Genomic DNA, 26,406 nt, shown 5'->3' on the forward strand with positions numbered 1-26,406 from the left:
GTTTGTTCTTGCTAAAATAAACGGAGTTACTATTCTCCCTCACTTACTTTACTTGACCCTGTAGGTCGCAAAAAGTTGCGCACTAGCATTTATTTAAAAGGTCAAAGTGGGGTAACAACTTTATTCCTTTGGTTTGAGTGTATAATAGGAGAATATGAACGCAATTAATATTCTAAATAATTTTATTACATGCCTAAAACATTAAAAAAGCTAAAATTATCTGCAAATCTTCCCCGCTTAGGTAATCGATTCAGTCAATATTTAGGGGATACCGTCTTGCATGTTTTGGGGTGGAAATTTGAAGGTGAATTTCCTGCCTATAGTAAAATGGTCATTGCGGTAGCGCCTCATACCTCTAATTGGGACTTCGTAATTGGCATGGCCGCTGTGTTTGCGTTAAAGCTTAAAATCACCTTTTTTGGTAAACATAGTATTTTTATTCCACCGTTTAAATCGTTGTTAATCCGTTGGGGAGGGATTCCAATAGAACGTTCACAATCCCATGGGGTAGTGAATCAAATGATTGATAAAATTAAACAAAAAGATAAAATGCTGTTAGCGGTTGCCCCTGAAGGCACCCGCAGTAAAATTTATCCTTGGAAAAGTGGTTTTTTACATATTGCTAAACAAGCGAATATTCCGGTGTTTTTAATTGGCTTAGATTATCGTCATAAATCCATCGTTTTAGGACCGGTTTTTCATCCTAAAGAAGATAACTCTTTAGAAATGCAAAAAGTTTATGGGTTTTATGCTAAAGTGCACGCAAAATTTCCTTCCCAGGTAGCCTTTCCCGCGGAGAGTTCGATTGAAAAATAAAGGTTTTACAACACGGCTTGTGCATGCAGACCGCATTTTAAACAAGCCCCAAGATGGTTCTGTTCATTCTCCTACTAGTAATTCTGTACTTTTTGAGTTTGAAGACGTCAATGATTTAGTTGCCGTTTTTCAAGGAAAGAAAATAGGACATGTATATTCGAGATCTTCTTCTTCTTCTAACGCAGCCTTACAAAATATGTTGGCTGATATAGAAGGAGGCGTAGCAGCAGTTACTTTTGCCACTGGAATGGCGGCAATTTCCTCTATGCTGTTGGCGCTATTGAAGAAAGACGATCATATTATTGTCAGCCAGTTTTTGTTCGGCAATACCAGTAGTTTAATGGTGACATTGCAAAGTTTAGGCATTCAAGTTAGCTATGTTGATACCACGAATATCAATTTGATAACTCAAGAGCTTAAAGAAAATACCAGAATGGTATTTACCGAAACCATAGCTAACCCTGTTACTCAGGTTGCCGATTTACAAGCTATTGGTGAGTTCTGTGAAACAAATAAACTGCTCTTTATCATCGATAATACTATGACACCAGGGTATATATTTGATGCTAAAGCAGTGAAAGCATCATTAACGGTTACTTCATTGACTAAATATATTGCTGGTCACGGCAATGTATTAGGTGGTGCTGTGGTTGATACCGGCTTTTACGATTGGTCAGCGTATCCAAATATTTTTGATTTGTACCGAGTGGGAGATCCTGCCACCTGGGGAATGACGCAAATTCGTAAAAAAGGGTTGCGTGATTTGGGCGCGACATTATCGCCTCATTCAGCGCAACAAATTTCTGTGGGCTTAGAAACCTTAGCATTACGACTGCAAAGAACCTGTCAAAACGCGCTAAGACTTGCTACTTATTTACATGGGCACAGTAAAGTCGCCAATGTTTATTACCCCGGATTAGCTGACCATCCACAACACTATATCGCCAGAGAATTGTTTAATGGTAATTATGGTGGTGTATTTAGTATGGATTTGTCACCTGGATTGGATATTCATAAATTTCTTAATTCATTGAAGACTGTAGTGATAGCGACGCACTTAGGTGACACTCGTACCTTATGTTTGCCGGTAGCCTCTACAATATTTTATGAAAATGGCGCTGAACAACGAGCTCAAATGGGGATTAATGAGAATATGATTAGATTTTCGGTCGGTATCGAAGATATTGACGATATTGTTGCAGACTTTGAACAAGCATTTACTAAGATCTAATTATTTAATCGAAATAAATCTATAAAATTCAATTGCTTGGATGAAAATATTTAAATTTCACAAAATATTATGAACTAATTATTTTTATCATTGACTAATAATTAGTTGTAAAGATGTTTTATTGCTAAAACAGTAAAACATTTCATTGTGTGTTCCAAGTGATGTGTGTTTATTGCCCCGTTTATCGGGGCTTTTTTTTTGTCTAATATTTTAAATATCAGTGAAGGCTAGCAAGACTAAAACAGTTAGAGTGCTATCGCTTCTTTTATATCTTTTCGAAATTCTTTATCAGATGGTTTGGTTGAGGATTTATACCCTTTTACGACGTTGCCATTTTTATCCACTAAGTATTTATAGAAATTCCATCCAGGCTCCATACCACTTTGTTTGGATAGTTTACGGAATAACGGATCGGCGTTTGCGCCTTTTACCCGTGTGACTTCAAACATTGGAAATTCCACACCATAGGTAAGTTCGCACAATTCAGCGGTTTTACTCTCGTCACTAAATTCTTGTTTAAAATCATGTGAGGGAAAGCCTAACACCACAAGCCCCTGATCTCTATATTCACTGTATAAGGATTCAAGTCCTTCAAATTGAGGAGTGTAACCGCACTTACTAGCGGTGTTTACTATAAGCAGTGTTTTTCCTTGGTATTCACTGCACATGTTTACAGTTTCCTGAGAGTTTAATTTACGTTTCATAAATTTTAGAACATCTGGGCATTCGTTTGCAGAGGCAAACATAGGGGTAACAACTAAACTACATAGTAATACTAATTTTTTCATGAAAACTCCGTTGCTTTGACAGAACAAAAATTTGGCAGCTAAACGTTACTATCTTTATTAAGCAATTTTAGATCACTTGTTTACCTAAATACTTTCATGCGTTTTAATAGTGCTTTACGTTCTACTGACTATAACAAAAAGCAGAGAGTCAAAAATGCAAAAAAGCTTTAAACTGCTCATTATTTCTACTATCACCTCAAGTTTACTCGCTTGTTCTGGAATTCAAACTTCTGAAGCCCCCGCTGAATCTAATCTGGTTAATACAGATAGGGAAGTTGCTTCAATTTATCAGCCAATTAAACAACAAGCCTCTTATCTGAGTGATAATAACGAGGAGTTAACCCTACAAAACATAATGGCTGATCCAGATTGGATTGGTAGACAACCTCAATCTCCATATTGGTCACTAGATGGAAATAGTTATTTCTATTCACAGAAACGTGAAGGATCTGTGGTCAAAGATTTATTTCAACAGCCGGTATCATCGAAAACGGCCAATTTAGTTCCAATTGCAAATTACCATCAGGTTTCCTATAAAAATAAGGTTTTTAACCAAAGCAGAAACAAAGTTGCATGGGTGTTTAAACAAAATGTATTTATGCAAGACCTTAACTCAGGTGAGATTTCGCAGCTTACCCGCAGTGACCAATATTTAACTAATTTACAGTTTTTAAAAGATGGTAGGTTGAGTTATCGAGTTTATAACAAAATTTATGCCATCGATGTTGCCTCAGGTATAACTGAACAATTGGTGAGTTGGGAATTCAAAGAAGCACCGCAAGCCAACGAACCCGCTAAAGATTATATCGCTCAGCAGCAATTGAATTTGATTGAAGTTTTGCGTGATCGTAGGCAGCGCACACAAGACAAGTTCGAGTTTAATGCGCAAATTTCTGAACAGAATCAATCAACCACCCCTGAACCTTTTTATTTCCCTGTTGATAATAAAACCGCCGATGCAAGTCTTTCTCCTAATGGTAGATATCTTATTTTAGCCATCGAAAAAGATACGCCAAGTCGAGATGAAGGCGATATTATGCCCAATTACATTAAAGAAGATGGCCGTATTAAAGCTGAGAAAGTTAGGCACCGGGTGGCGGATGCTAAGCCCAAAAGCCAATATTTGTGGTTGTTAGATTTACAAACGGGCACACAAAAAGAACTGTCCTATAAGAGCTTGCCCGGATATAACGAAGACGTTTTAGAGCAGGTTAAACGAGAAAATGCAGAAGCCAAAGGACTAACCTATCAAAGTAATCGACTGCCCAGAGATATAGGTTTATTGGTAGATTGGGGATGGAATCAAAGCGCTATTGCTTGGCAAGCGGATGGTGAAAATGTTGCGATCATGTTGGAAGCTTGGGATAACAAGGATCGTTGGTTAACCACAGTAGATTTTGCGACGCAAACGTTAGTGACCCAGGATCGATTGCACGATGATGCTTGGATTAATTATAACTTCAATAGTTTTGGATGGTTGAATCACTCATCAAAATTATACTTTTTATCGGAAAAAAGTGGGTATGCGCATCTCTATTTAAAAGATTTAAATAGTAATGCAAAACAACTCACTAGTGGTGAGTACGAAGTTGATGAGTTAACTTTAACCGCAAATGACCAATATATTTATTTCAAAGCAAATAAAAAACATCCTGGCATTTACGAAATTTATCGGGTTGATTTAAACAGTGGTGATATTGAAGAGTTAACTAACTTAAATGGTGTCACTGACTATTTACTTAATGACGCCCAAAACAAGTTATTGTTAACTCACTCTAAGTTAACCATGCCGCCAGAGCTATTCGTGAAAACACTAGGTTCTGAGGAGCCAGCGCAACAGGTAACATTCACGACTAGTGAGGCATTTAAGCAAATCAACTGGACGATTCCCGAGATTGTTCCGATTAAATCTTCTCATGCTCAACAACCCATTTATGCTCGTTTATATGCGCCTAAAGATGCAGGTGAAGGAGAGAAAAAACGCGCTGTAATATTTAATCATGGAGCAGGGTATCTACAAAACTCTCACCTAGGTTGGTCAGCTTACTTCCGTGAATTCATGTTCCATAATCTGCTGGTGCAAAAAGGTTATGTTGTTTTAGACATGGACTATCGTGCATCCGCAGGTTACGGCAGAGATTGGCGCACGGCTATTTATCGACACATGGGTAAACCTGAAATAAAAGATTTGGTTGATGGTGTTGATTGGATGGTGAACAACGTTAATGTCGATCGAAATAGAATAGGGACCTATGGCGGATCTTACGGTGGTTTTATGACCTTTATGGCACTGTTTACTGAGCCCGACCTCTTTCAAGCTGGCGCTGCCTTGCGTCCTGTTTCGGATTGGGCACATTATAACCATCCATACACAAGCAATATTCTAAATACTCCCGACGTTGATCCTATTGCCTATGAACGCAGTTCACCTATTTATTTTGCCGAAGGTCTGACTAAACCACTGCTTATCAATGCACCTATGGTTGACTCAAATGTGTTTTTTGTTGATACAGTGCGTTTGGTACAGCGATTGATTGAATTAGAAAAACAAAACTTTGAAACGGCTATTTATCCAGTTGAATCTCATGGTTTCATTGAACCGAGTTCTTGGTTAGACGAGTATCGTAGAATCTTTAAATTGTTTGAAGAAAACTTATAAACTTATAAACTTATTAATTGTCTATTTGCCTCAGGTATTCTGAGGCAAATATTTATTTTTTATCCAGTAAACTAAGATACATCCTAAACCACCCACTGCACCGTATAAATGAGCATCAACAGCTACATTTGCAGCAATCAATTCAGTGATCATTTGGTCTGCGCCAAATAGTTGTTCGTAAATAATTTTTGCCCAAACTCCTAACATTAAAATCCAGCCAAATTTTACTTTATGACGGATGTCTAAATATGCTCCGTAAACAAAGATGCCATGTAAAGCACCTGAAAGGCCTGCGTACCAATCTAGATTAGGTGAATAAAAGAATATGCCAAAGGTGACAAACAAACTTAGCAGCCAGGTGCTTAATAGATAATTTTTAAGGGTGTAATATTGTCCGTGAATAGCCCAAAGTAAGCCTATGCCTGCAATATTAAGCAATAAGTGGTTGCTATTGGTGTGCACAAAATTAGCACTGAGAAATTGCCACCAATCGCCGTTTAGCACCATTTCTCGCTGCAATGCTAAATAAGCCGAAGTGGTAGGTTCAAATAGCCACAATAAACAGCACAAGAGCGCGATAAAAATAGGCCCAGTTATTTGTTGAAATTTTATGGGTAAATTTAACAAGTTGCCAACATAATATTTATAAATAATGGTGAACACCTTAACTAAATCCATGATTTCGTACAAGAATGCTTTAATAACTACATTTTGTGTTGCATCCTAATCTGTGGCTCGTTATCTTTCCATCATCCCAAAAGCCGTTTATTGAGATTGTCTGTGAAATCATTGTTTAAAGTAATATGCGTACTCTGTTTAATATCGTTTAACCAAGTTAACGCTAAGCAAACGACTAGGGAAGATCGCGAGCCAGAAGCCGCCACTGGTGTTAGTCAGAAAAAAGCACGGATTGCTGAAGAATATATGGTGGTGTCCGCAAACCCATATGCTTCATGGGCAGGTAAAAATATTATTAGTAATGGTGGAAGTGCTATCGATGCCGCCATTGCTGTTCAAGCGATGCTAACCCTTGTTGAGCCGCAATCATCAGGTATTGGTGGCGGAAATTTCATTTTATACTGGGATAATAAAGCTAAAAAGCTGCATACATTTGATGGTCGCGAAACGGCGCCTTCAGAAGCTAATGCTTATTTGTTCATGCATGAAGGAAAACCCTTAAAATGGCGAGATGCCGTAGTTGGTGGGCGTTCTGTAGGCGTACCAGGCGCGTTAAAAGCATTAGAGAAAGCACACAAACAGTTTGGCAAATTACCTTGGAATTCACTGTTTACTGATGCGATTAATACAGCAGAGAAAGGTTTCACGGTTTCGGCTCGTTTAGAGAAGCTTCTTTCATTGCGTTTTCATCCTGGCTTAGAAGCCTTTTTAAATCCTAAAACCTATTTTTATCCAAATGGTATAGAACTCAAAGAAGGGACAAATAAAACCAACGTTAAACTGTCTAAAGTGTTCGAAAAAATATCAGAACAAGGAGCCGATTATCTGTATAAAGGTGAATTGGCGGATAAAATCGCGAAAACCGTTCAGTATTCAACAATTAACCCCGGTAAATTAAGTGTTCAAGATCTTGAAAATTACCAAGCGAAAGAACGGGACCCTATTTGTGGATTCTATCGTAAATATAAAATTTGCGGCATGGCTCCTCCTAGTTCCGGTGGCATAAGCGTATTACAAATACTTAAAATGCTTGAAGACTATGACTTGTCAAAAATGGATCCAGACTCATTAGAATCTATTCATTTATTCACACAAGCATCCAAATTAGCCTATGCCGATCGGGATAAATACATTGCGGACAGTGATTTTGTGCAATTGCCCTTTGCCGCATTGATTAATCAAACTTATTTGTCGCAACGTGCTGAATTAATCAAAGCAGATAAAGATATGGGCAAGGCTGAAGCCGGTGAACCTTATATCAATGCTTCTTTGATTGGCATGGATACATCCTTTGAATTACCTAATACTAGTCACGTTTCCATTGTTGACAAAGAAGGTAACGCTCTTGCCATGACCACCAGTATTGAATTTGGCTTTGGCTCAGGGTTAATGGTTGAAGGGTTTTTACTGAATAATCAACTAACTGATTTTTCATTGAATCCTAGTCCTAATAATCGTCCAGCCCTTAACCGAGTCGAACCTAATAAACGTCCTCGTAGTGCCATGAGTCCTACTATGGTATTTGACCAAAACGGTCAACTAATGTTGGTAATAGGCTCTCCCGGCGGCAGTCGAATTGTCAGTTATGTGGCGCAAACTATTGTAGGTGTAGTCGATTGGGGATTGGATATTCAGCAGGCTATTAATTTACCTAAAATCACCAATCGAAATGATTATACTGCGCTAGAAAAAGGCACTTCTTTAGAGAAGTGGGAAGCTAAATTGAGTGCTATGGGCCATAACGTTAAGATCATTGATTTAAATAGCGGGCTTCACGGAATTCAATTTAAAAACGGAAAAATTATAGGTGGTGCGGATCCGAGAAGGGAAGGTGTCGCGGTTGGAGATTAAAGCATTGTTTAAACCTATGCTTAATGTAAAGGCATCCACGGTAGCAATAGCTAATGATAGTTTAAAAAATTTGAGGCGTAGAAGTCTTAACCAAAGGAATGATAATGAAGTCTAGTTTAAAAATGTTCGGTGCGATGGTCGCCACAGTAATATTGAGTGGTTGCATGAGTATGCCTATATCGACCATGTACAAAATGTCACAATTTTCCCCTTTTGATATGGAGCCTCAGGATATACGAATTGCACTGCGCACCGATAAAAGTATCGAGGTGAAAAATGGCGCAGCTAAAATTTTCATGAGTTACAGTTCTGATGGAAACGATAGCTTGCCTGCTTTTTACGAAGAACATAATTTTAGTGTGGAAATACTGCAATATCAACATTCAGAAATGCCTGAAATTTTGTTAGACGACATTGAAGATAATGAGCGCGTTACTATTCTTAAGTTATCTGATAGCGATGCCCAAGCAATGAAAGATTTACTGGCTAAAGCCAAGCAATATAAAGCGTTAGATGCTAAAGGACGAGGAGAATTTGCCATCAGCACTGAGAATAATTGTTTTGGTAATTTAAATAACTTTGCATCCTTGGAAGTAGATGTGTTTCTGCAAGCCGTCAAAGAAGATGGTTATATGTTGTTTTTAGAAGATGTAGATGTCATTGAACAAGCCAAAGATAACGATATTGATTTGAAACAAACGAACCTTTGCGAGGCGGGGTAGTAGATCACTATCGTTCGCTTATTTGTATCAGGTTATGCCCGAAGCTAAACAAATATTGTTTAGCTTCGCTGTTTATAAACATTCAACCTTGAAAAATTGAGCGTCGCTGTGCGCTTTCTTTAGCCTCGATTACCACTGATATATTCTACTCGTTGATAAAAAATCCTATTGTTCTAGAGCTAGGTAATCTAATTTAGCTGTTTTTGATTGTGTGTTTTTTTATGAAAACTGCTAAGTTATTCGCCATTAATAATTAGATAAAGGCTTAACATGTTTAAAGTAAATGAATATTTTGAAGGGAAAGTAACTTCTATGGCGTTTCAAACCGCTACATTACCCGCTACGGTTGGGGTGATGGCGCCAGGAGAGTATGAGTTTGGTACTAGCGAATTTGAAACCATGACAGTGGTGAGTGGTGCGTTAACTGTGTTGTTGCCAGGACAAACAGAATGGCAAACTTTTACAACTAATCAGGTCTTTACCATTGAAGCAAATGTGAAATTTCAAGTAAAAGTAACAGTAGATACTGCTTATCTTTGTACATACGGTAAATAGTGGTTTTTATTTGCTAAAGTTTAGTTAAAACTGACGGGCACTTTATTTAAAAAAGTGTCCAATTTTCAATTAATTTAAGTGTCAAATGTCCTCTGCAAAATCAACAGTAAAAAAGTTAGATGAAAATACCGTTAAGGCACTGACTAAAGTGTGCGAAGAAGCGAAACGAACTGTTCAAGGATTTGACTGGTTAACTCACACAGCCGATTACAGTAACTTCCCGTCTAGTTTAGTCATTACTTGCGTGTTTTTAACGGAACAACAGGTTATCGATGCAAAAGCACAGCAACAAGATGCCTATTTACGAAAATTAATCCATAAACAATTATTAAAAGTGGGGATTTTATTGAAGAATCCCAAACATAATGTATTTTTTGATAGCGAAGAAGCGTGTGCAATGAGCCATCAAGGAAATTGGGATAAACGTCTCAGGTTATTCCATTAATTTAAAAACTATTTTAAACGATTATTCAATGGTGGTGAGTTTGTTCTGGTCAGCATGATAGTCGAATGCATCCTGTAAATCGCGCATTATTGTTCTGCCAGTAGAGAGTGGGGGAATTTGTTGCAAAGTAAAAAAGTCAGCTCCACAGGTTTCCATCCCAGCTGTTTGATTAATTGGCTCAATGGGCTCGCATAAAAATAGCATTTTATAAAAATCACGGATGTCAGGATCATAGTCTCCTGAGGCTTTGTGTCGTAACGATATCAAACGAGCGTGACTGACATAGACGTTTGCTTCTTCTTCGATCTCTTTCTTGATATTTTGCACTGCGGTCAAGCCAACATCAGCGTAACCACCTGGCAGAGTCCATTTCTTATCACTTTTTTCTTGCACTAAAAGGATTTTGCCGTCTTTTATCACTGCACCGCGCACTTCAACTTGTGGTGTCACATACCGACGATGAAAAGGGGTAACCAAGTCTGAAATTTGTTTAACGGGTACAGACGCCAAATCACTCATCATTTGTTGCGCAATATGAGAAATCTCTGTAAATCTTTCGCGGTCAAATTCTTCAGGAGAAAATGCTAAACCTGATTCGGCAATCGCGTGGAGTCGCTTAACGTGAGAAAGCCAAATGGAAGCGTGGTCTTTATCAGACATTTCCATGAAACTGTTATAGGTACTTATCTGGTTGAATCTTATCGACCAACCATTTGCCATCTACCCGCAACATTTCAACAACACGAATATCTTCAACTCGTTCATCGTACAAGGTACCAGTGAAAAATAGAGTGACAACCGCTGACTCTGCAAATTCGTTACGTCCAATACTGTTACCAGTATCAGGTTGTATATCCACTTCATCATAAACAAGGTCGAATACGTGTCTTTGAACATTGCGGTTGGTGCGATAAGACTTAAGCAATTTCGCCATACGTTTAGAACTCATAGCAATGGCTTTATTCAGGTTTTTATCGTTATACACATGTTGGAAAAATTCTACAGCAGCGTAATCCGGAGTGTTGGTATCCATCATGCCATATTTACCGGCTCCTTTTTTGCTTTGCGTATCACAAGCTTGAAGGAATAAAAGCAAAACACTTATTGTTAAAAAACGTAAATACTGGTGATTAATCATGATGAATAAATAGAGTTAAATTGAACACAGGTACAGTCTGCGTTTTCTATGTTTAAAAGTAAAGAGCAGGCCTAAAGCCTGCTCTTTTTATTCTACTAAACGCAGTTTGTGCTATTGCACTTCTTCATGGTCTGTAAATTCGCCAGCAAACATAGCGCTACTCAAGTAACGTTCAGTTGAACTTGGGAAAATAACCACGATCATTTTGTCTGCATTTTCTGGTTTTTCTGCAAGGCGTTTTGCCGCAACCATAGCTGCACCTGTTGAAATTCCAGCCAATATACCTTCCTCTTTTAACAGACGATGAGCCATTTCTATAGATTCATCATTCGACACCTGTTCTACTTGGTCAACAATATCTAAATCTAAGTTGCCGGGAATAAAACCTGCACCTATACCTTGGATTTTATGTGGACCAGGAGTAAGTTCTTCACCCGCTTTAGCTTGAGTGATAACCGGAGAATCAGTTGGTTCTACCGCAACAGTCAGGATTTTTTTACCTTTGGTGTTTTTCAGGTATCGGCTCACACCAGTAATAGTTCCACCTGTGCCTACACCTGCAACAAAAATATCCACTTTACCGTCTGTATCTTTCCAGATTTCAGGGCCTGTGGTTTTTTCATGAATTTCAGGGTTAGCAGGATTATCAAATTGTTGAAGTAAGATATATTTGCCAGGGTCTGATGCAACAATTTCCTGTGCTTTGGCAACAGCGCCTTTCATACCTTTAGGCGCTTCAGTAAGCACCACATTAGCACCAAGAGCTTTAAGCAATTTACGACGCTCCAAGCTCATACTACTTGGCATTGTTAAGGTTAATTTGTAACCTCTAGAAGCGGCTACGAATGCTAATGCGATACCAGTATTACCGCTGGTCGGCTCAACTAATTCTTTGTCTTTGGTTAGGATACCGCGTTTTTCAGCATCCCAAATCATGTTAGCGCCAATACGGCATTTAACACTAAAACTGGGGTTACGTGATTCCATTTTGGCGTAAACGTTGCCAGTAGAAACTACACGATTTAATTTAACTAAAGGCGTGTTGCCAATAGCGAGCGAATTATCATCATAAACTTGCATACTATATCCTTGCATAGGTTTAGGTAACTTTCAGTGATACCCTTTGATGTGTTTTTGTTATTTGAATAACTATTTTAGGCTGTTAATGTTGTACTTAACAAGCACTCGTTTTCATGAAAATAGCAAAATTCAATAAGTTTGCTTAACTTTGTACCTTGTTATGATTGTGCTCAACGAGTAATTTTCAAAGTGCTTTTTGCTATATCTTAGTTTTATATTTACATTTTTTAATTATTGAGGTGATTGATGCCATTTAGTAGTACCGGAAATTATATTGCTAGCAAAGAACTGCAACTCGCCGTTAATGCTGCCATTACACTGCAAAGACCGCTGTTGATCAAGGGCGAGCCAGGTACCGGCAAGACCATGCTGGCAGAAGAATTGGCTAGTAGTTTAGGAACTGAATTAATTCAGTGGCATATAAAGTCAACAACTAAAGCTCAACAGGGGTTGTACGAATATGATGCGGTATCTCGTTTGCGTGACTCTCAGCTTGGTGACGAAAAGGTCAAAGACATCAGCAATTACATTATCAAAGGAAAACTATGGCAAGCATTTGATGCCGAAAAGCCCCCAGTTTTATTAATTGATGAAATAGATAAAGCAGATATTGAGTTTCCAAATGATCTACTTTTAGAATTGGATAAAATGGAGTTTTTTGTTTATGAAACTAAACAGACCATAAAAGCCGCCAAACGTCCTATCGTAATTATTACATCCAATAATGAGAAAGAATTGCCTGATGCGTTTCTGCGTCGTTGTTTTTTCCATTACATACAGTTTCCAGACAAAGAACAGATGAAAGAAATCGTTAATGTACATTTTCCTAACTTGAAAAAAGATCTCCTTGCGCAAGCACTCGAATCCTTCTTCGATTTAAGAGAAATGCCTGGCTTAAAGAAAAAGCCATCTACTAGCGAATTGATCGATTGGTTAAAACTCTTGGTTGCAGAAGATATTCCGCCAGAAGCGTTGCAGAACAAAGATGGCAAAAACAGCATTCCTCCACTGTATGGTGCGCTAATTAAAAACGAACAAGACATTCATTTGTTCGAAAAATTGGCATTTATGGCTAGACGCTAATGTTAGTTGATTTTTTCTTTAAAGTTAGAGAATACCAAGTTCCGGCGACGGTAAGAGAATTATTAGATCTTTTAAATGCGTTGGAACAGCAAGTTGTTTTTGCTGATACCGAAGGCTTTTATTATTTGTCTAGACTTTGTCTGGTAAAGGATGAAAGCCATTTTGATAAGTTCGATCGGGCCTTTGCTGATTATTTTGAAGGTGTTCAAACTATTGATCTGTTTGGCAAAGACATTCCTGAAGAATGGTTGAAAAAACAATTAGAAAGACATTTTAGTGATGCTGAAAAAGCAGAAATAGAAGCCATGGGCGGTTTGGATAAGCTAATGGAAACCCTCAAAAAGCGTTTAGACGAACAACAGAAACGCCACCAAGGAGGGAATAAATGGGTTGGTACGGGAGGCACCTCACCATTTGGATCCCATGGCTATAATCCTGAAGGGATCAGCATTGGCAATAAAGGCAAAGGTCAATCTTCAGCGGTTAAAGTCTGGGAAAAAAGAGAATATAAAAACTTAGCCAGTGATGTCGAACTTGGCACTCGTAATATTAAAGTAGCGTTACGAAAACTACGTCAATTTGCGCGCACTGGTGCAAGCGAAGAGTTAGATTTACCGACCACAATCGGAAAAACTGCAAAAAATGCTGGTTGGCTAGATATTCATATGGTACCAGAACGTCGTAATGCTATAAAAGTATTGATGTTTTTTGATGTCGGTGGCTCTATGGATGATCACATTAGGTCTTGTGAAGAATTGTTTTCCGCAGTACATTCTGAGTTTAAACACTTAGAGTATTTCTATTTCCATAATTGCGTGTATGAAGGTGTTTGGAAAGACAATAAACGACGTAGTAATGAAGTCATATCAATTTTTGATATCATTCATAAATATGGCAGCGATTATAAATTAGTGTTTGTCGGTGATGCGACTATGGGACCTTATGAAATTACCTATCCCGGTGGCAGCGTTGAGTATTGGAATGAAGAACCCGGTTCTGTTTGGTTAAAAAGACTTACAGATCACTTTCCTCACGCTATTTGGTTAAATCCGCAAATGGAAAAACATTGGCAATACTATGCATCCATACAAATATTAAAAGATTTAATGCAGGGTAAGATGTATGCATTAACGATTGAAGGACTAAGCGAGGGCATTAAAGCGCTCACAAAAAGGTAAACATATGGATGCCAAGGAAACATTAACACAACAAGCAAACGTTGAAACGCAAGCGCACACCTCTAAACACCAGCAACGCCAAGAAACACGAGATGTCATTACACCTTATGCCTTTGAAGTGTCCCCCGAATTATTTGGTACACCTCTGGCTACACCCACTCGTCGCGCTCTAGCGCTGTCTGTCGATTTAATCTTGGTTGCAATACTGTCTGGTGTTACTGGTAACGCATTGGCAATACTTGTTGCGATTTTATTGTGGGTAACGAGTCGCCGTTTAAAACGTGAAAATCGTTTACCATCAGCAATTTTGCTAGTGCGGATTTTGGCCACATTGTTAATTGCCGCTGGGATTTTGGGTCTATTCCGAAATGATACCGCGATTTGGTCTAATTCACAGTCCAGTAATGAGCATGAAGTTAATGCTGCAGAAGCCGTTGACGTGGTGGTGTTTACTGGAACATACGCAGCGTTAACCAGTTTAATTCAAAAACAAGTAGCACAAGGCGATTGTCCAGATGCAGAAACTTGTTGGTCAAATATTGGTGATGAATTTGTTGAAGACTTGGTTGAATTGGCAATACCCAAATCCGCAAAAAGTGAAATGTTGGATGAGTTTTTTGAAAAAAGTCGTACTGAGTTAAGTGACGTTCAATATCAAAGTTTAGAAACAAAATTATTAGCCCAGTTTGAAACATTGCAGGCAGAAGCCGATAAGGTTGCCAAGGAAGAACAGGCAATAGTCGATGTAAAACCAAAGACTAAATCGATTCAAGATTACAGTATCGTAAAATGGTTCAAAGGTATCGCCTCAGATTTAGGCATAGGCTTTGGTTGGGCAGCGGTTTATTTCACTGGATTAATGGTGTTATTAAAAGGCCAGACTATTGGCAAAAAGCTATTTGGCATTAAAGTGATTAAACTCGATGGCAGTAGTTTGAATGTTTGGGAAAGTTTTGGGCGATACGGGGGCTATGGTGCCGGTTTAGCCACAGGTTTGCTTGGTTTTTTACAAGTTTACTGGGATCCAAATCGTCAAGCTATTCAAGACAAGATTTCTGAAACTTTAGTGATTAGATTAAAAGCAAAACAATAAGCGATTTGAATGGCAAATTCATTTTCTAGCATTCTAGATATTTGGTATCCGAAGAAAGACGAATGTAAGTGGGTCTTAGCCACTATTTTTGAGACCCAGGGCTCGTCGTATCGTAAGTCCGGCGCGCACATGTTAATTAATGATTTAGGTCAGTACTATGGGCTTTTAAGTGGTGGCTGTTTGGAGTCAGATATTATGCTCCAAGCTCGCAGATGTTGGGACAATGGCCAAGGCCGAATTGTTGAATACGATATGACTGAAGAGCAGGATCTTGCTTGGCAGCTCGGTATAGGTTGTGGTGGTTTAGTAAGGATATTACTGCAGCCTATCAGCAGTGATAATCATTACTTACAACTAGACAACGTTTACCGTCGTTTGGCAGACAATGGCTATTGTTTATATTCTCAGGAAATAGCCAGTGGTGTTGCCAATGTCGAATTCTCAGAGTTACCTCGAACTGCACAAGCGAGTGTGCAAAGAGACGAACGAAATGGACGGGTTTTTCTGAAACAAATCCTTAGTCCGCCGATCAACTTGTGTATTGTAGGTGCGGGAGTGGATGCTCGTCCTGTTGTCGACATTGCGGCTAAATTAGGTTGGCGAGTTACGTTGCTCGACCCGCGAACTAGCCACGGAAGAAGTAGCTATTTCCCGGGTGCGTTTGCGATAATTAAACAACCAATGACAACAACAATCGAAAAAGCTGCACAATCAAATTGGCTGGCGCAAACTGATGCAATGATTATTATGAGCCATAACATCACTATTGATGCTCAAGCTTTAATACTGGCATCAAAAAGTTCAGCAAAATACGTTGGGATGCTAGGGCCTTTGCACCGCACAGAACGCGTGTTTGAACAGGCTGGATTAGTTAGAGAAGAATTCGCTATTCCTTTTGCTAACCCCATCGGATTGCGATTAGGTGGCGAATTGCCAGAGTCGATAGCACTGTCAATGATTGCTGAAGTACACAGTTTTCTAGCGCAAAAAGACGCTAAGTCAATAAGCGGTGTTGTGTGAGCATTATTAGCTTGATACTCGCCGCCGGCGAAGCAAAACGCTTTGGGAGCATAAAACAATTAGCGGTTGTCCAAGGACAACCGATGTTGAATAAAGTTATTGCACAACATAGGCTCGCAGGGTTAGATAATATCGTTGTTGTTCTAGGCGCGAACGCAAATCTGATCAAACAGCAAATTGATCTATCGGTTGAGGTCGTTGTAGCACAAAATTGGCAGTTAGGTATGAGTGAAAGTATTCGCACTGGTGTCGACTTTATCGTTAATCAGCGGTATCCACAAGCCAGCCATATTTTCATTGGTTTAGCAGACCAAATTGCTGTGCAATCAGCACAAATTGCTAAACTATGTAGCAAAGCGCTAAACAACATAGATTCAATCGTTACATCAGAGTATGGGGGAAATGTGGGTGTGCCAGCTTGTTTCCCAGCCAAACGATTCTCTGATTTGTTAAATATAGGCAGTTCGAATACAGATTTACATAAAGGTGCTAAATCAATCTTGCAGGCTCATAAGCAAGATTTAATTAGGGTTAAGGTGCCCGAAGCACAATTTGATATAGATACTTCAGAGGATATGCGTCGTTGGTGCAATCTGTCCTCCCGCTAATTTAGGAGCAATAATGTGATTAATTTCAGTGTAAATGGTAAACAGCAACAGGTGGATGTTGAACCGACTATGCCGCTTTTATGGGTGCTTAGAGACGCTTTGGGTTTAACTGGCAGCAAGTTTGGGTGCGGTATGGCGCAATGTGGCGCTTGCACTGTACACATTGACGGGCAACCAGTCAGAGCCTGCGTTATGCCGATTTCAGCAGTAGCGGGAAAGCAGGTAACGACTATTGAAGGATTATCTAAATCTGGCGAGCATCCTGTCCAAAAAGCGTGGATCGAGCACAACGTTCCCCAGTGCGGTTATTGTCAGTCAGGACAAATTATGAGTGCTGTGGCTTTATTATCACAAAATGCTTCACCCAGTGATGAGGATATCGATAATTACATGCAAGGTAATATCTGTCGATGTGGTACTTACCCTCGAATCAAAGCAGCAATAAAAAGTGTGGCTAAAGGAGCCGATCTGGCAAAAAACGTGGGAGATGACGCATGAACCATAAAATTGAAAATGTCAGTCGCCGACAGTTTTTAAAAGTCTCAGGAATTGGTGCCAGTAGTTTTGTACTCGCTAGTAGTCTAGCAGGTTACAAGCCTGTATGGGCGCAAACAAGCCAAGCTGATGTCGAGCTTAATCTGTTTGTCAGTATTCAATCCGATAATCGCGTCAACATAATATGTCACCGCAGTGAAATGGGTCAGGGGATTCGTACCTCTATACCGCAGGTAGTTGCAGAAGAGCTATGTGCAGATTGGAATTTAGTATCTGTGGTACAAGGATTGGCGAATAAAGAATATGGTAGTCAAAACACCGATGGCTCACGTTCAATTCGTAATTTCTATACGATCTTAAGACGTATGGGGGCTTCTGCTAGGACGATGCTTGAACAAGCAGCAGCAGACTTGTGGAAAGTAGATGTAAACAGTGTTTATGCTGAAGATAGTTATGTACATCATAAAGATTCAAAGCGTAAAGTGAGTTTTGGATACATTGCTGAAGCTGCCGGTAAGTTATCTCCTCCTAAAGCTGAAACCTTAACCTACAAGTCGAAAAAAGATTTCAAGCTGATTGGCAAGCCCGTTACTGGTATCGATTCTGCTGAAATCGTGACTGGTCAAGCTGAATTTGGTCAGGATGTTAGATTAGAGTCGATGGTTTATGCCAGTATCGAACGATCAAAAGTGTTGAGAGCGACTGTGAAGTCGTTTGACGCTGACGCAGCTAAGTCAGTCAAAGGGGTTATCGATACCATTCAAATGCCTGAGCAACCTTTACCGGTTATGTTTCATCCTATGAATGGGGTTGCTGTTATTGCCGATAGCACTTGGGCGGCATTGCAAGGTCGTAAAGCGTTGAATATTGATTGGGAGCTAGGTGAAAATGCTGCACACACTTCTGCGGATTATATTGCCGAGCTAAAAAGTCGTATCGTCAGTAAAGGCAAACCGATTCGTGTAGAAGGCGACGTTTATGCAGATATTGAACAAGCAACAGATACACACAGTGCTACTTATAGTGTCCCTTACCTTTCACAAGCACCAATGGAACCACCTGCAGCAACAGCGGTATTTAAAAACGGTATTTGTGAAATTTGGGCGTGTACACAATCTCCTCAAGTAACCCAGCAAAACGTGGCTCAAGCGCTAGGTATTGAATTTGATAAAGTGATTATAAATGTCACCTTTTTAGGTGGTGCATTTGGAAGAAAAGCTAAACCAGATTACTCCATAGAAGCAGCATTATTGGCCAAACAACTAAATCGTCCGGTGAAAGTGGTTTGGAGTCGTGAAGATGATATTCAACAAGGCTTTTACCATGCGGTAAGTGTGCTACATATGGCCGCAGCGATGGATGCCAAAAAGCAAATAACATCGTGGCTACAGCGGACTGCGTTCCCAAGTATTATGTGGACGTTTACCGGCACAGTTGATGAGCCGCAAATGAATGAATTGTCTTTAGGGTTTGGTGATTTGCCATTCGCGGTAGACAATTTATCGTGCGAAACCCATAAGGCTACTGGTCATATTAGGATTGGTTGGATGCGCTCTGTGTGTAATATTCAACATTCTTTTGCGCAGGGTTCTTTTGTCGATGAGTTAGCATCAAAAGCCGGTATATCGACGTATAAAATGTGGCATCAATTACTCGGCGAAAACCGTTTAGTGGACCCCAAAACGGATGATTTTGATTATCAAAACTATGGTGAGCCGCAAGATGTATTCCCTGTCGATATTAAGCGCATAAAACACGCACTTGACGTTGTAATCGCAAAGTCTGGTGCAGATCAGCCGACACAGGAAAACGAAGGGTGGGGCATTTGTGTTCATCGTAGTTTTGTCAGTTATTGTGCTGTTGCAACAAAAGTGAAGGTCGTGGATAACAAAGTGACAGTACTAGAGATGCATTCGAGTATAGATGCTGGCACTGTGGTTAACCCAGATCGTGTTCGGGCACAACAAGAAGGATCAATGATTTTTGGTTTGTCTTTGGCGCTGTTGGGAGAAATTTCAACTAAGGATGGTGCGGTTGAGCAATCTAACTACCATGATTATAAGGTATTGCGCATGCATCAATGTCCCAAAATAGAAACCTATATAATCGAGTCAGATGCGCCTCCTGGCGGGGTTGGTGAGCCGGGCACTCCACCAGTAGCCGCAAGTGTAGCCAACGCCATATTTCATGCTTGTGGTAAGCGTATTCGAGACTTACCAATTAAAAACTATATGTCTGTATAAAAATCATGGCTTTGTATGGGCATCTTTTGTTTAAGCAAAATGCCCATATCATTAAACAATGAAAACAAAGCCATCTTTTAAAACAAGTATCATTACAATCAGCTTTTTTATTGGCTTTTTATGGTGCATTAAATCCTTTGAAATATTATTTCATGTCGATCTTAGTTGGTTAGGCGTTTACCCACATTCTTCAAAAGGTTTATTGGGAATAATTACCGCACCTTTGGTACATGGATCAGTAGAACATCTATTTAATAATACCTTGTCTTTGCTGATTCTAGGAGTATTCCTAATATACGGATATCCCCGTTCACGCTGGCGAGTCATCCTATTTGTTTGGTTATTTTCTGGCGTATGCGTATGGCTTTTCGCCAGAAATGCTTATCATCTTGGAGCCAGTGGATTAACCCACGGTGTGTTTTTCTACTTATTTGTTGTTAGCTTATTTAGACGAGATAAGAGCTCAATCGCCATTATGATGGCTGCATTTTTTATGTACGGTGGAATGACCATGACCATTTTCCCACGGCAAGAAAATATCTCTTTTGAATATCATTTATTTGGCGCTGTTGCTGGAATAGTTAGTGCGTTACTTTGGCGAAAACTTGACCCTAAACCGATAATTAAAAGATACGAATGGGAAGATCCTGAAAATGCCGATGATCCAATAATCGGTGAGCAGTGGTTAAGCGCTCGACAATCCGACCCTATCGTCGACGATGAAAAAGATTTAGTTGAATTAACAACTGATGTAAGCGATTCCGGAAAAGAGAAAACAAACCCTATACGAACAGAGGATGACTAAATGCCCAATTCTGCCAATATACCGATGAAAGTGTTGATAAGAGTTCGTTACGCTGAATGTGACGCTCAACAAGTTGTGTTTAATAGTCGATATGCGGAATATGCCGATTTAGCTGCTACCGAGTTTATGCGGGCAGCAATTGGTGGCTTTAATAAACTGCTAGAACAAGGTTTAGATAATCAAGTTGTTAATTTAAATTTAAGCTGGCAAAGCCCTGCAAAATTTGATGATGTGATCGAAATGAGTGTTTGGGTCTCAAAAGTGGGGAATACTTCTTTCACATTACATGTTGAAATGTGTCAGCAGGATAGCAGGCAACCTATATGCCTTGCTGAGGTGATTTATGTGATGGTAGATGCTAGCACTTATAAAAAGACAGAAATTAAACAAAATTTAAAACAGACCTTGCTTCACGGTTCTGCTGGAGTTTGCGTAAACTTGGCCGGTTTTATAGATAGTTAAATATTAAGCAAATGCTGAATTTAGAAACAAGGCAACTAGTACACATAAAAAAACGCCGGTGAATGAAAATTCACCGGCGTTTTAAGGTTTAACGCTTGTGTCTATTTAGGCGACAGATCCTGGCTTGGTTGCTGCAGCAGCAGAGCTGTTTGCAGTATTAGCCATTGATGCGGTTTTTCCTGATACTTTCAGGCCCGCTCGTTTATCTGCAGCTAATGCTTTAATTTCAATTTCATTGAAGTCAGTGTCAATCGCTTTAGGCTTCGCCATTGGATGTGAAACAGGAGCTTTAGTCACCGTTACTTTAGGTTTTTTCGCAGGCTTTGGTTTGCTTGCTACTTCTTCAACTTTAGTCGGTTTTGGCGTCTCTTGTTGCTGTTCAGCGTCAACTTTAATCGGCGCTATAGTTTCGGTAGGGGCGGGAGCCGCTTCTTCAACTTTTTCCTTAGCCTGCTGAACTGGCGCATCAGAATTATCTGCGTCCAACTGAATTTCCACTTGCTCGGGTTGAGCTGCTTTTTCCTTCACAGGCTTAGCGGCTTTAACCGGTTCTTTTGCTTGTTCAGTAGCAGTTTCAGCTTTCGCTTCAGCAACATCCTGTTTTGAAGACTCATCTTTATTTTGCTCAGCAGCAGTTGACTCAGCGTTACTCTCTTCGACTTTCTTCGGACGTCTTCTGGTACGAGGTTTAGCTTTAGGTTTTTCCGCTTTAGCTGTTTCTGATGCATCGTTTGGTTGCTCAGACGGTGTATCATGGGACTCAAACTTAAGTTCGTCTTGAGCTACATCAACAACAGGCTTTTCGGCGTTATCAGTATCATTTGTTTCTTCAACTCCTGCACCTTCTTTTCTGCGTTTTTGACCCGCAGCTCGAATGTGTCGAGGAGAGCGTCTACTTCTACTGCGCTCTGTTTGCCCTTCGTCTTTAGTCTCTGTATTGACAGATTCATCCACAACAGAATTGTTTGCTTCAGCTTGGGTTGAATTGATTAGTTCATCATTCTTAACGTCTTCAACTTTTACTTTAGGCTGCGTGTTTTTAGCTGTTTCTGCTTGCGGCTGAGCTACTGCTTTTTCATTTTCAGTTTTCTCACCACGGACATTTCGACGGGTATCGCGTCTTTTTCTACGTTCAGCAACTTTTTCGTTTTTACGTTCCGGTTGATTTTGACTGGTTACGTTCTCTTTAGCTGCATCATTTGTTTTTGCTTCTTGAGATTTATTACGATTGTCGCGACGTTGTTTTGGCTTTTGATCACGCTTTTCAGCTTGAGGTTTGTCATTACGATCTGACTTGTCTTTGCGATCAGAAGCTTTAGGTTTGCGGTTACCAGAGCGCTCATTACGACTACGGCTATTGCGCTGTGGACGTTTGTTTTGCGTATTTGTACTTGGTTTTTTGGTAGTTGTTTCAGGTTCACTTTCAAATAGACCTGACAACCATTTAGAAACCTTAGCAATCAATGTTGGCTCTTCAGCTTTGGCTGTAACAGGCGCTTGTTGAGGCGCGGCTAAACCTTGTAATACTGGTTGCTCTTTAGGTTTAATTTCCTGTGTAGGGTTATCAACCTCTGAAGATTGAGTTTCCATTAACTCAATATTATAACTCGCCTCAGTAACTGTATCGTCTGGACGTCTGCGGGCTACATGATAATGCGGCGTTTGCAAATTAGGATTTGGAATAATAAGTAAGTTTACACCATGACGCTTTTCAATAGATTGAATTGAACGTCTTTTTTCATTTAACAAGTAGGTAGCTACATTGACGGGCAATTGTGCTTCTATTTGTCCAGTGTTGTCTTTAATACTCTCTTCTTCCATGATGCGAAGAACAGAAAGCGCTAATGATTCAGTACCACGGATATTACCGTGACCACTACAACGAGGACACACTATATGTGCTGACTCACCGAGGGACGGACGTAACCTTTGACGAGACATTTCTAATAAACCGAAACGTGAAATTCGGCCCAATTGAATTCTTGCTCGGTCATGTCTGACGGCATCTTTAAGACGATTTTCTACTTCTCTTTGGTGACGAACTGGTGTCATATCGATAAAGTCGATAACCACAAGGCCACCGGCATCACGTAATCTTAATTGACGGGCAATTTCATCAGCAGCTTCAAGGTTAGTATTGAACGCTGTCTCTTCGATATCGCCGCCTTTTGTTGCCCGTGCAGAGTTGATATCAATTGAAATCATTGCTTCAGTTGGGTCAATTACAATTGAGCCACCTGATGGTAAGCGCACTTCACGTTGGAAAGCTGATTCGATTTGGGTTTCTATCTGATAATGACTAAAAAGTGGTACATCACCTTTATATTGCTTAACACGACTGGCAAAGTCGGGTCGAACGAGTTGAATGTGCTGTAGTGCTTTTTCAAACACTTCTTGGCTATCAATTAAGATTTCACCTACATCACGACGCAAATAGTCACGAATAGCTCGTACAATAACGTTACTTTCTTGGTGAATAAGGAAAGGGGCAGGTTTGGTTTCAGACGCTTCTGAAATGGCATTCCAATGACGAATTAGCACATTTAAATCATGCTCGAGTTCTTCAAAGGATTTACCTACGCCTGCGGTTCTAACGATTAAGCCCATGCCATCAGGTAATTCAAGCTTATTCAACGATTGTTTTAAATCGGTTCGCTCATCACCTTCGATACGACGAGATATACCGCCTGCACGAGGATTATTAGGCATTAATACTAAATAGCTACCAGCCAAACTAATAAAGGTTGTCAGTGCGGCACCTTTTTGTCCGCGCTCTTCTTTATCTATTTGGATGATAACTTCTTGGCCTTCCTTAATCACATCTTTGATGCTTGGGCGACCGTCAAACTTATAACCTTGTGGAAAGTAAGTTTTTGCTATTTCTTTTAGAGGGAGGAAACCGTGTCGATCTGCACCGTAATCAACAAATGCAGCTTCTAAACTGGGTTCAACGCGGGTGATAGTTCCTTTATAGATATTGGCTTTTTTTTGCTCGTGTCCAGGGCTTTCGATATCAAGATCATAAAGCTTTTGTCCATCGACCAATGCAACACGCAACTCTTCTTGTTGAGTAGCGTTTATTAACATTCTTTTCATTGTATAAGACTCGGTTTTAGTACCGAATGCGGAATAATTTAGAACTGAAAAACGTGGCTTGCAAGCTGCATCAAGCTGAAATCACTTTCAGTCTCACGACTGTAAAAACAGATCTTGTGCGCGTTTGGATGTGCCAAGGTGTTACCTTAAGCATATGATTTCATTAGGGAAACTAAAGTTTTACGAGTTGTAATTTTAACTTCAGACCCTTGGGTGAAACGCCTCACCCCAATAAATTTTTTGTCTATCTTTCCAAACTGACGTGATGTTAAACAAAACACATCAGTTTGTTGCCAAATTCAATTCTTACTATTCTGCGATTGGTACTTTTTTATTGTATATCGCATGATGAGATGTGAATTTGCTTGCTCAACCAATCGAAAAAATACTCACTTCGACAGCAGCAATGCATCATTATGTGTTACGAATTTTATTTCGTTGATGCCATACAAATTCTAATTTTCATCGCATTGTTTACTGCTATGCAACTGCAAAGCCAGCTAAACGGTCGGATTATCACATTAAACCTAACACTCTGGCAAGCAATTAAAATTTTAAACCTAATTTAAATATTTAAGTTAGAATAGGCGCTGAGCCTGATGGACTATATTGCTAAAAGCTAGCGTTTGACCACTGGGCTGTCAAATCAGCGTCGCAATCAAACTGCGTTAGGCTAAATCGAAACTCATATAGCAAAATTCTACGGGCCCTTAAATGACGGATTCAAACTTTGATAAAGTACAATTTTTAGCAATCGACGCTGAGCACGAGGGGCAGAGAATTGATAACTTTTTACGTACTTTGTTAAAAGGCGTTCCAAAAAGTATGATTTACCGAATTTTGCGTAAAGGCGAAGTACGCGTGAATAAAAAACGTGTCAAACCTGAATATAAATTAGTTGACGCAGATGAGATTCGGTTACCTCCCATCAGAGTGTCTGAATCCAATAACCAAGCTCCTTCTACTAAGCTTGATAAAGTAGCAACTTTAGAATCACACATTTTATTTGAAGATGAAGTGTTAATTGTAGTTAACAAACCATCCGGAATGGCAGTGCATGGTGGCAGTGGTTTAAGTTTTGGAGTGATAGAGGCATTACGTGCGTTACGTCCTACGGCTAAGTTCCTTGAGTTAGTGCATCGCCTAGATAGAGATACATCAGGTTGTCTATTAATAGCTAAAAAACGTTCTGCGCTAAAACACTTACACGAACAACTACGTGAAAAAACGGTGGATAAGCGATACCAAGCATTGGTTCAAGGGCACTGGCCTGAAAATCGCTTTAAAGTAAAAGCGCCATTACTTAAAAATATTGTAAAATCTGGCGAACGTATAGTATCTGTCTCTACAGAAGGCAAAGAGTCTGAAACTCGATTTCGTATTTTAGAATCGTTTGCCCAAGCCACATTAGTTGAAGCATCACCGATTACTGGACGGACTCATCAAATACGCGTGCACTGTCAACACGCTGGCCATCCAATTGCCTGTGACAGCAAGTATAAGGACGAAGAGTTTAATCATTACATGACAAAACTAGGTCTGAATAGATTATTTTTACATGCGCATCGAATATTATACGTGCACCCAGTTAGCGGAAAGCAAATGAGTCACACGGCTAATCTGGATAGTTCATTAAGCAATGTGCTCAAAGAATTAAGAAAACGAGAAGCCTAAATTTCACTGCGTTGTGAAATAATCTAAACTTGCGAGTTTAATGTAAGCACATCGATTTTAAATTCAGCTAATACATCGCATAGGGCAATCAGTGGCAGGCCAACTAAGCAATTCGGATCTCGCCCCTGTAATTGGGTAAACAGACTAATGCCTAAACCTTCGCATTTAAAACTACCGGCACAGTCAAATGGGGCTTCTTTGGCAATGTAACTATCAATTTGCTTGTCAGTTAAGTCTCTAAAACTTACTTTGAATTCTTCTACTATAGATATTTGTTTTTTGCTGGCCGCCTCAATAACACTTAAACCGGTGTAAAATGTGACGTCTTTACCGCTGCATTGTTGCAATTGTGCTTTAGCGTTTTTAGCATTCCCTGGTTTTCCTAATATCTCATTATCCAAACTTGCGGTTTGATCCGAACCTATTATTAGTCCGCTATTATAATGCTCAGCCACTTCTTCAGCTTTTGCTTGCGCTAATCGTAACGACATCTGTTTCGCTGATTCATTAGGTTTACGGCTTTCAACAACATTTGGTTTGTGGCAAGTGAAATCGAGTTGCAGTTTATCAAGGAGCGCTTTACGATATATCGAAGTGGAAGCGAGTACAATTTTCACAATTTTCCGTTCTGTTAATAAAAAGTCTTAATTATTATAGGGAATAGGGTACTTTTAGCTATATTTTCC

At 39.7% G+C, this 26,406-nt stretch carries 24 protein-coding genes; 17 read left to right on the plus strand and 7 right to left on the minus strand.

Annotation, left to right across the window (positions count from 1 at the left end; translation table 11 throughout):
* Positions 1-189 precede the first annotated feature (189 nt).
* Positions 190-816 (plus strand): 1-acyl-sn-glycerol-3-phosphate acyltransferase, encoded by a 627-nt coding sequence (locus VUI23_RS10175; RefSeq protein WP_216046519.1) that lies wholly within the window; start codon positions 190-192, stop codon positions 814-816.
* Positions 806-2,047, plus strand: a complete 1,242-nt coding sequence (locus VUI23_RS10180; RefSeq protein ID WP_342808131.1) for a cystathionine gamma-synthase family protein — start codon at positions 806-808, stop codon at positions 2,045-2,047. Before VUI23_RS10175 ends, VUI23_RS10180 begins: the two co-directional genes overlap by 11 nt.
* Before the next feature lie 245 nt (positions 2,048-2,292).
* On the opposite strand, the gene VUI23_RS10185 is transcribed toward VUI23_RS10180, so the two are convergent.
* Positions 2,293-2,835 carry a glutathione peroxidase gene (locus tag VUI23_RS10185; RefSeq protein ID WP_216046521.1) on the minus strand — a complete coding sequence of 181 codons (543 nt, stop codon included), beginning with the start codon at positions 2,833-2,835 and terminating at the stop codon, positions 2,293-2,295.
* A 154-nt stretch (positions 2,836-2,989) separates the two neighbouring features.
* Between VUI23_RS10185 and VUI23_RS10190 the strand changes: the two genes are divergently transcribed.
* Positions 2,990-5,494 carry a prolyl oligopeptidase family serine peptidase gene (locus VUI23_RS10190; RefSeq protein WP_342808133.1) on the plus strand — a complete coding sequence of 835 codons (2,505 nt, stop codon included), beginning with the start codon at positions 2,990-2,992 and terminating at the stop codon, positions 5,492-5,494.
* A 30-nt stretch (positions 5,495-5,524) separates the two neighbouring features.
* On the opposite strand, the gene rrtA is transcribed toward VUI23_RS10190, so the two are convergent.
* Positions 5,525-6,172 carry a rhombosortase gene (gene rrtA / locus VUI23_RS10195; RefSeq protein ID WP_342808135.1) on the minus strand — a complete coding sequence of 216 codons (648 nt, stop codon included), beginning with the start codon at positions 6,170-6,172 and terminating at the stop codon, positions 5,525-5,527.
* A 102-nt stretch (positions 6,173-6,274) separates the two neighbouring features.
* Here rrtA and ggt point away from each other — a divergent pair, with 102 nt between their 5' ends.
* From ggt to VUI23_RS10215, 4 genes are all read left to right on the plus strand, one after another.
* On the plus strand, positions 6,275-8,023 hold the full coding sequence (gene ggt, locus VUI23_RS10200; RefSeq protein ID WP_303499868.1) for a gamma-glutamyltransferase: 1,749 nt from the start codon (positions 6,275-6,277) through the stop codon (positions 8,021-8,023).
* A 104-nt stretch (positions 8,024-8,127) separates the two neighbouring features.
* A complete protein-coding gene (locus VUI23_RS10205) occupies positions 8,128-8,745 on the plus strand; it encodes a hypothetical protein (protein WP_342808137.1) in 618 nt (205 codons plus the stop codon).
* 270 nt (positions 8,746-9,015) lie between these two features.
* Positions 9,016-9,300: a pyrimidine/purine nucleoside phosphorylase gene (locus VUI23_RS10210; protein WP_216046526.1), complete on the plus strand. Its 285-nt coding sequence runs from the start codon at positions 9,016-9,018 to the stop codon at positions 9,298-9,300.
* 85 nt (positions 9,301-9,385) lie between these two features.
* Positions 9,386-9,745 carry a Fis family transcriptional regulator gene (locus tag VUI23_RS10215; RefSeq protein ID WP_216046527.1) on the plus strand — a complete coding sequence of 120 codons (360 nt, stop codon included), beginning with the start codon at positions 9,386-9,388 and terminating at the stop codon, positions 9,743-9,745.
* A gap of 21 nt (positions 9,746-9,766) precedes the next feature.
* Here the strand turns inward: VUI23_RS10215 and VUI23_RS10220 are convergent, their stop codons facing one another.
* From VUI23_RS10220 to cysK, 3 genes are all read right to left on the minus strand, one after another.
* The gene (locus VUI23_RS10220) at positions 9,767-10,405 is read right to left on the minus strand and encodes an NUDIX hydrolase N-terminal domain-containing protein (RefSeq protein ID WP_342808139.1); all 639 of its coding nucleotides are present in this window, start codon (positions 10,403-10,405) and stop codon (positions 9,767-9,769) included.
* A gap of 13 nt (positions 10,406-10,418) precedes the next feature.
* Positions 10,419-10,781, minus strand: coding sequence for a hypothetical protein (locus tag VUI23_RS10225; RefSeq protein ID WP_252728701.1), 363 nt, complete (start codon positions 10,779-10,781; stop codon positions 10,419-10,421).
* Positions 10,782-10,994: 213 nt separating this feature from the next.
* On the minus strand, positions 10,995-11,963 hold the full coding sequence (gene cysK / locus VUI23_RS10230) for a cysteine synthase A (RefSeq protein WP_216046530.1): 969 nt from the start codon (positions 11,961-11,963) through the stop codon (positions 10,995-10,997).
* A gap of 246 nt (positions 11,964-12,209) precedes the next feature.
* Between cysK and VUI23_RS10235 the strand changes: the two genes are divergently transcribed.
* From VUI23_RS10235 to VUI23_RS10275, 9 genes are read left to right on the plus strand one after another with little or no spacing between them, the layout of a single operon-like run.
* The gene (locus VUI23_RS10235) at positions 12,210-13,046 is read left to right on the plus strand and encodes a MoxR family ATPase (protein WP_342808141.1); all 837 of its coding nucleotides are present in this window, start codon (positions 12,210-12,212) and stop codon (positions 13,044-13,046) included.
* Positions 13,046-14,224: a VWA domain-containing protein gene (locus tag VUI23_RS10240; protein WP_342808143.1), complete on the plus strand. Its 1,179-nt coding sequence runs from the start codon at positions 13,046-13,048 to the stop codon at positions 14,222-14,224. The genes VUI23_RS10235 and VUI23_RS10240 overlap by 1 nt, the downstream gene beginning before the upstream one ends.
* Positions 14,225-14,228: 4 nt before the next feature.
* The gene (locus tag VUI23_RS10245; RefSeq protein WP_342808145.1) at positions 14,229-15,317 is read left to right on the plus strand and encodes an RDD family protein; all 1,089 of its coding nucleotides are present in this window, start codon (positions 14,229-14,231) and stop codon (positions 15,315-15,317) included.
* A gap of 9 nt (positions 15,318-15,326) precedes the next feature.
* The gene (locus VUI23_RS10250) at positions 15,327-16,337 is read left to right on the plus strand and encodes an XdhC/CoxI family protein (protein WP_216046534.1); all 1,011 of its coding nucleotides are present in this window, start codon (positions 15,327-15,329) and stop codon (positions 16,335-16,337) included.
* A complete protein-coding gene (locus VUI23_RS10255; RefSeq protein ID WP_216046535.1) occupies positions 16,334-16,945 on the plus strand; it encodes a nucleotidyltransferase family protein in 612 nt (203 codons plus the stop codon). The genes VUI23_RS10250 and VUI23_RS10255 overlap by 4 nt, the downstream gene beginning before the upstream one ends.
* Before the next feature lie 15 nt (positions 16,946-16,960).
* Positions 16,961-17,443, plus strand: a complete 483-nt coding sequence (locus VUI23_RS10260; RefSeq protein WP_216046536.1) for a (2Fe-2S)-binding protein — start codon at positions 16,961-16,963, stop codon at positions 17,441-17,443.
* Positions 17,440-19,683 carry a molybdopterin cofactor-binding domain-containing protein gene (locus tag VUI23_RS10265; protein ID WP_342808147.1) on the plus strand — a complete coding sequence of 748 codons (2,244 nt, stop codon included), beginning with the start codon at positions 17,440-17,442 and terminating at the stop codon, positions 19,681-19,683. Before VUI23_RS10260 ends, VUI23_RS10265 begins: the two co-directional genes overlap by 4 nt.
* Before the next feature lie 58 nt (positions 19,684-19,741).
* Positions 19,742-20,488, plus strand: coding sequence for a rhomboid family intramembrane serine protease (locus tag VUI23_RS10270; RefSeq protein ID WP_342808149.1), 747 nt, complete (start codon positions 19,742-19,744; stop codon positions 20,486-20,488).
* Complete coding sequence (locus VUI23_RS10275; RefSeq protein WP_342808151.1) at positions 20,489-20,950, plus strand: thioesterase family protein; 462 nt, start codon at positions 20,489-20,491, stop codon at positions 20,948-20,950.
* 105 nt (positions 20,951-21,055) lie between these two features.
* On the opposite strand, the gene rne is transcribed toward VUI23_RS10275, so the two are convergent.
* Entirely contained in the window at positions 21,056-24,037 is a 2,982-nt protein-coding gene (gene rne, locus VUI23_RS10280; protein ID WP_342808279.1) for a ribonuclease E, read from the minus strand.
* A 723-nt stretch (positions 24,038-24,760) separates the two neighbouring features.
* Here rne and rluC point away from each other — a divergent pair.
* Positions 24,761-25,720, plus strand: coding sequence for a 23S rRNA pseudouridine(955/2504/2580) synthase RluC (gene rluC / locus VUI23_RS10285; RefSeq protein ID WP_342808153.1), 960 nt, complete (start codon positions 24,761-24,763; stop codon positions 25,718-25,720).
* A 23-nt stretch (positions 25,721-25,743) separates the two neighbouring features.
* On the opposite strand, the gene VUI23_RS10290 is transcribed toward rluC, so the two are convergent.
* Complete coding sequence (locus tag VUI23_RS10290) at positions 25,744-26,337, minus strand: Maf family protein (protein ID WP_342808155.1); 594 nt, start codon at positions 26,335-26,337, stop codon at positions 25,744-25,746.
* Positions 26,338-26,406 lie beyond the last annotated feature (69 nt).

It is taken from the genome of Alteromonas sp. M12 (assembly GCF_037478005.1).
GTDB classification, from domain to species: Bacteria; Pseudomonadota; Gammaproteobacteria; order Enterobacterales; family Alteromonadaceae; genus Aliiglaciecola; species Aliiglaciecola lipolytica_A.